Here is a 6,019-nt window from a genome sequence, read left to right as displayed (position 1 = left end):
GGCTCGAAGCGGCGCCCGCCCGGACGAAGACCGGTCGCACAGGACCAGACCCGCCCGGGCAAAACCAGCCCCGCCGGCGATTGAGGCGCGGGGCCTGGGGCGGAGCCCCAGAAGCCCGGCCAGAGCCCCGAACGCTGACCCACGGCTCCGGCCAGGCCCGCTCAAACGCCGCTCGGGCTGGACGTGCCGCCGGGGCCGACCAGCCGGGCCCACGGCTTCGCCCCGACCCGCTCAAACGCCGCTCAGGCTCGACGTGCCGCCCGGGCCGACCAGCCGGGCCCACGGCTTCGCCCCGACCCGCTCAAAAGCCGATCCGGCTCGGAGCGGCGCGCCGCTCGGGCGGAGACGGGCCGTACAGGGCCCTTCCCGGCCGGGCGGGGCCGGCCGGGGCCCGGGTTACGGGACCGGGCGGCCCTGGAGGCGGGCTGAGGCGGTGCGGGTGGGGGGGAGTTCGCCGTAGAGCCGCTTGCCGGGGCACTCCGTCGCGAAGCCGTCCCGGTGCCCGGAGATCACGTTCATCGAGACGCTCCGCCCCTTGGGGAACTTGTTGCCCCCGCCCGACACCAGCTTCGTCTTGCCCCGCGGGTCCGCGTTGAACAGCCCGAGCTTCCACGCCGTCAGCTTCGCCACCGCGCTCGTCGCCGCCGCCGGCGGAGCCAGGTTCGTGTAGGAGCCGAGCACCACCACGCCCATGCTGTTGGTGTTGAAGCCCATGGTGTGCGCGCCGAGGACCGCCTTGGAGACGCCGCCCGCCCGTCCCTCGTACACGTTGCCGCACTTGTCGACCGCGAAGTTGTAGCCGAAGTCCCGCCACCCGCTGCTCACCACGTGGTAGCGGTACAAGCTGCGCAGCACCGCCGGCGCGTCCTTGCAGGCGTAGTTGTTGCCGGAGGCGCTGTGGTGCACGAACGCCGCCTTGACCGTGCTGGTGTAGACGAAGCCGGGCTCCCGCAGCGACTCGTCCGCGCCCCACCCCCTGCGGGTGATGATCTTCGGGCGGGGTCCGATGTACGGCACGGCCGCCGCCTCCAGCGCGCCGTCGCTGGCGAAGACCGCGTCGGCGGTGGCGTCCGCCTTGTCGAGCTCCTTGATCTCGTTCGCGCCGAGCGGCGCGTGCGGGACGTTCACCATGGAGGCTTCGGCCATCTCCATGGACAGGCCGGGGGCCACGCCCGCCTCGCCCTTGTCGTCGCCGTCGCCCGCCCCCTCGCCGGCGGTCCCGTTCTTGCCGTCCGGGGCCGTCCCGCGCGCGGCGCCGGGGTCGACCAGCTCGATCCGCAGGCCCGACGGCAGCGCCGACACCGCTCCGGTGGCCGCCTGCACCCGCACCTCGATGCCGTCGGACTCGCCCACCCACAGCGGCGCGGTGCTGCCGCGCACCCTCCCCGAGCCCCGCTCGGCCGCGTCCGGGTCGGCGGCGTGCTCGGCGTTGTGGGTCTCGACGTCCTGCCAGTCGGACCAGGCGGCGGTGGCGGCGGAGCGGGTGCGGACCTGGACCCGGCCGGACAGCTCGGTGCCGGCGTCGTCCCAGACGACGCCGACCAGCGAGAACGTCTTGACCTCGCGGGCGGCCAGCCCGACCGCCGCGGGGGTCCGGGGGCCGGCGCTCATGCCGGGGACGCCGGACGCCGCCCGGTCACCCGCGGCCGGGACGGGGACCAGCGGCAGCGACTGGGTGGAGCCGGCGGGGGCCGCCGGGGCGGCGGACCCGGCCAGGGCCGGGGTGGGGAGCGCGAGCGGGAGGGCCAGTGCGGCCGCGGTCGCGACGCCGATCGAGGAAGCAAGGAATCCACGCATGGGAAAGATCGTGTGCGGAGTCCGGGAGCGCTGCCAGCGGGAACTGACAGGGCGTCGGCGCGGCGCACCGGGACTCCTCCCCCGGACGGGCGAGGCCGGTGTCCGCCGGACGGGCGAGGGGGCCCGACTAGGCTGGGCCGGGTGAACGCCACTGACCGCACCCCTGCCGACCTGCTGCGATCCGCGCTGGCCGCGGATCCGGGCCGCCCCCTCGTCACCTTCTACGACGACGCGACGGGCGAGCGCGTCGAATTGTCCGTCGCCACCTTCGCCAATTGGGTGGCCAAGACCGCGAACCTGCTCCAGGGCGACCTGGGCGCCGGCCCCGGCGACCGGCTCGCGCTGCTGCTGCCGGCGCACTGGCAGACGGCGGTCTGGGTGGTCGCCGCCGCCTCGGTGGGCGTGGTGGTGGAGGTGGGCGGGGATCCGGCCGGCGCCGACCTGGTGGTGAGCGGCCCGGACACCCTGGACGCGGCCTCCGCGTGCGGGGGCGAGCGGGTGGCGCTGGCGCTGCGCCCGCTGGGCGGTCGGTTCCCGCAGCCGCCGGCCGGGTTCCTGGACTACGCGGTGGAGGTGCCGGGGCAGGGCGACCGGTTCGCGCCGTTCGTGCCGGTGGATCCGGAGGCCGCGGGCCTGGTCGTCGGCGGCGCCGAGCTGTCGTACGCGGGGCTGGTCGAGCGGGCGCGCGAGGACGCGGCGGCGCTCGGGCTCGGCGAGGGCTCCCGGCTGCTGTCAGGGCTGTCGTACGGCGACTGGGAGGGGCTGTCGGCGGGGCTCTTCGCGCCGCTGGCGGCGGGCGGCTCGGTGGTGCTGTGCCGGAACGTGGACCGGCTGCCGGCCGAGGGGCTGGCCCAGCGGGTGGAGAGCGAGCGGGTGACCCGTACCGCGGGGGTCTGAGCGGTGGGGGTCTGAGGGGCCGGCCGGGGGGCGCGTGGTGCGCGTCAGCTGCCGCACTACGCGATTTGTCACCCACATGGCGGACTCCAGGCCCCCGTCCCCGGGCCGGTCGCCCGGCCCGGAGTCATGATCAGGCGATGGGCCGTGCTCACCCGTACGGCCCGTGGCCGGATCGGCGAGGGGACGTACGCAGAGTGACCTACGGCGCGGACACACCCGGCGGGAAGGGGACGGCCGGAGGCCCTTCGAGGCCCCCGCGACGCCGTCGCCGCCGGCTGCTGCGCTGGGTCGGGCTGGTGCTGGTCCTGCTGGTACTGGGTGGGTCCGCGACCGGCTGGTGGACGTACCGCAAGCTCGACGGCAACATCACCGAGGACACCTCGGCGGCCTCGGAGCTGGAGCGGTTCGAACGGGAGCGCCCGTCGCACTACGGCGGCGGGGCGCAGAACATCCTGCTCATCGGCTCGGACTCCAGGTCCGGCGAGGACAACGCCCGCTACGGGCAGGACGAGGGCACGCAGCGCTCGGACACCACGATCCTGCTGCACGTCGCGGCGGACCGGCAGAGTGCCACGGCGGTGTCGATACCGCGTGACCTGATGGCCCGGATACCGGCGTGCGCCCGCCCGGACGGGAGCCGGACCGGCGAGCGGTACGGGCAGTTCAACTGGGCGTTCCAGTGGGGCGGGGCGGCCTGCACGATCCGCACCGCGGAGAAGCTGACCGGGATCCGGATCGACCACCACATGGTGGTGGACTTCCGCGGGTTCAAGCGGATGGTCGACGCGGTGGGCGGGGTGGAGATCTGCCTGAAGGAGCCGGTGGACGACCCCGAGGCGAAGCTGAAGCTGCCCGCGGGCCGGCAGACCCTGCGCGGGGAGCAGGCGCTGGGCTTCGTCCGGGCCCGGTACAGCCTGGGCGGCGGCAGCGACACCGAGCGGATGGACCGCCAGCAGCAGTTCCTGGGCTCGCTGGTGAAGAAGGTGCAGAGCAACGGGGTGCTGCTGAACCCGGGGCGGCTCTACCCGCTGCTGGACGCCGCGACCTCGTCGATCACCACGGATCCGGGGCTGGCCTCGTTGCGCGGTCTGTACGAACTGGTCCGCAGCATGCGGGGCATTCCTACCGAGAAGGTGCAGTTCCTGACGGTTCCCAGGAAACCGCACTCAGCGGATCCGAACCGGGACGAACTGGTGGTTCCGGACGCGGTCCGGCTGTTCGAGCGGCTGCGCACGGACCGGCCGGTGGGCGTCGTCCCGGCCCCGCCGCGGCCGACCCCGTCCGCCGCGGCCACGGGCGCCCCGACACCCGCACAGGTGACCGGAAGTGGAATTGGAGCCGAACCTTCCGCCACACCCGTACCCACCTTCACGGGCACCACGGCGGGCGCCGCCGCCTGCCGGTAAAGCAATCCCAAAAGCCGTCGCCCGAAGCGAGCGGGTTGGCCGGATTGCCCAGTTATAAGGGGAGTGGAATTTGTCACCAGCATGGTTTGACGCTGAACTGGCCGGATAAGGTGAGCGATCCGGTGCCACCGACGGAGGATCTCGAGCGACCGTGGATGCACAAGGCCGTGGGCGGGCGGACGAAATCGACCCCGCAGACCAGTGGGTCCTCAACCCCCGCACCGGCAACTACGAACTGCGACTGGACCGTTCCGCAGCGCATCAGCAGCGGACCCCGGTCACGACCCCCCGCCCCCGGCGGGCCCCCGCGGCTCCCGGCGGCTCCCCCTCCGGCCCGGCCACCGGGGTTCCCGGACCGCGCCGCGGCGAGACGCCGCCCGGCGGCGGGCGGCGCGGCGGCAGCCGCAAACGCGGCAAGGCGGGCAAAGGCGGCGGCAAGGGCGGCGGCCGCAAGAAGGCACTGGCCGTCTCCGGCGGCACCCTTGCCTTCCTGCTGGTCGGCGGATCGGTCGCCGGCTACCTCTACTACCGGCACCTCAACGGCAACCTCCAGGTCATCGACACCGCGGGCGCGGGCAGCGGCGGCTTCAGGAAGGGCCAGCCGATCAACATCCTGGTGATCGGCACGGACAAGCGCACCGGCGCCGGCAACCAGGGCTACGGCGACAAGGACAGCAAGGGCCACGCGGACACCACGATCCTGTTCCACGTCTCCAAGGACCGGACCAACGCGACGGCGGTCTCCATCCCCCGCGACCTGATCACCGACATCCCGGACTGCCCGACCAAGCAGGAGGACGGCTCGACCAAGACCGTCCCCGGCGAGCGGGGGGTCCGCTTCAACACCAGCCTGGGGCAGGCGGGGCGCGACCCCGGGTGCACCATGCGCACGGTCAAGCAGCTCACCGGCATCGAGGTCGACCACTTCATGATGGCCGACTTCAACGCCGTGAAGACGCTCAGCACGGCCGTCGGCGGGGTCCCCGTCTGCCTGGGCAAGCCGGTCAACGACGAGAAGTCCAAGCTGAACCTGCCCGCCGGCGAGCACCGGCTCAAGGGCGAGGAGGCGCTGGCCTTCGTACGCACCCGGCACGCGTTCGGCAACGAGAGCGACCTGGACCGGATCAAGACCCAGCAGGCGTTCCTCGGGTCGATGATGCGGGAGATGAAGTCGAAGGAGACGCTGACCAGTCCGAAGAAGTTCCTCTCTCTCGCCGAAGCGGCCACGAAGGCGCTGAGCGTGGACTCGGGGATAGGGTCGATCGCCAAACTTACCGACCTCGCCGGTGAGGTGAAGGGTCTCAACCCGAAGAACGTCACCTTCACCACGCTGCCGGTGCTCGACAACCCGGCCGAGAAGATCAAGGCGACGGTGGTCGTCAACCAGGCCCTGGCCCAGCCGCTGCTGTCGATGATCCGCGAGGACGTCTCGCTCACCGAGGTCGAGCAGAAGGAGAAGGCGGCCGCCGACGCGGCCAAGGCCCAGCAGGACGCCCTCCTCCAGGGCAACCGCGCGCAGCCCGCCGACGTACGCGTGGAGGTCTTCAACGGCGGTGGCCCGCAGGGCTCGGCGTCCACCACCCTGAACTGGCTGCAGAACACCAAGGGCGTCAGCCGGGCCAGCAACCAGGGCAACGCGCCCGCCAAGCTGGAGCACACCACCCTGGAGTACGCGCCCAACCAGGCGGACCAGGCGCGGGCGCTGGCGGACATGATGGGGCTGCCCTCGAGCGCGCTGAAGATCGGCACGGTGGACGCGGCCCCGAAGGCGCCGATGAAGCTGACGCTGGGGGCGGACTTCAAGGGCGCCGGCATCTCCCTGACGGCACCTCAGCAGCTGCCGCAGGACGTGCCGCAGAACCAGGCCGACAAGGCCGTCTGCGTGAAGTGACCGGACGCGATCAGACGATCCGGCAAGC

Annotated in this window: 4 protein-coding genes; 3 read left to right on the top strand and 1 reads right to left on the bottom strand. The window is 73.2% G+C overall.

From position 1 onward, the window contains the following. Nucleotides 1-396: 396 nt before the first annotated feature. A complete protein-coding gene (locus tag ACFY61_RS18550; protein WP_389473206.1) occupies nt 397-1,797 on the bottom strand; it encodes a peptidoglycan recognition protein in 1,401 nt (466 codons plus the stop codon). Between the two features lie 141 nt (nt 1,798-1,938). Here ACFY61_RS18550 and ACFY61_RS18545 point away from each other — a divergent pair, with 141 nt between their 5' ends. The 3 genes from ACFY61_RS18545 to ACFY61_RS18535 all read left to right on the top strand — a co-directional run bounded on the left by ACFY61_RS18545 (nt 1,939) and on the right by ACFY61_RS18535 (nt 5,991). Continuing rightward, the gene (locus ACFY61_RS18545) at nt 1,939-2,694 is read left to right on the top strand and encodes a TIGR03089 family protein (RefSeq protein WP_389473205.1); all 756 of its coding nucleotides are present in this window, start codon (nt 1,939-1,941) and stop codon (nt 2,692-2,694) included. 194 nt (nt 2,695-2,888) lie between these two features. Further along, nucleotides 2,889-4,100, top strand: coding sequence for an LCP family protein (locus ACFY61_RS18540; RefSeq protein WP_389473203.1), 1,212 nt, complete (start codon nt 2,889-2,891; stop codon nt 4,098-4,100). A gap of 151 nt (nt 4,101-4,251) precedes the next feature. Beyond that, complete coding sequence (locus ACFY61_RS18535; protein WP_389473202.1) at nt 4,252-5,991, top strand: LCP family protein; 1,740 nt, start codon at nt 4,252-4,254, stop codon at nt 5,989-5,991. Nucleotides 5,992-6,019: the final 28 nt, after the last annotated feature.

It is taken from the genome of Streptomyces sp. NPDC012888, assembly GCF_042900645.1.
GTDB lineage: Bacteria > Actinomycetota > Actinomycetes > Streptomycetales > Streptomycetaceae > Streptomyces.
The sequence above is the reverse complement of the archived record's forward strand: the minus strand, read 5'-3'. Positions and strand labels throughout refer to the sequence as shown.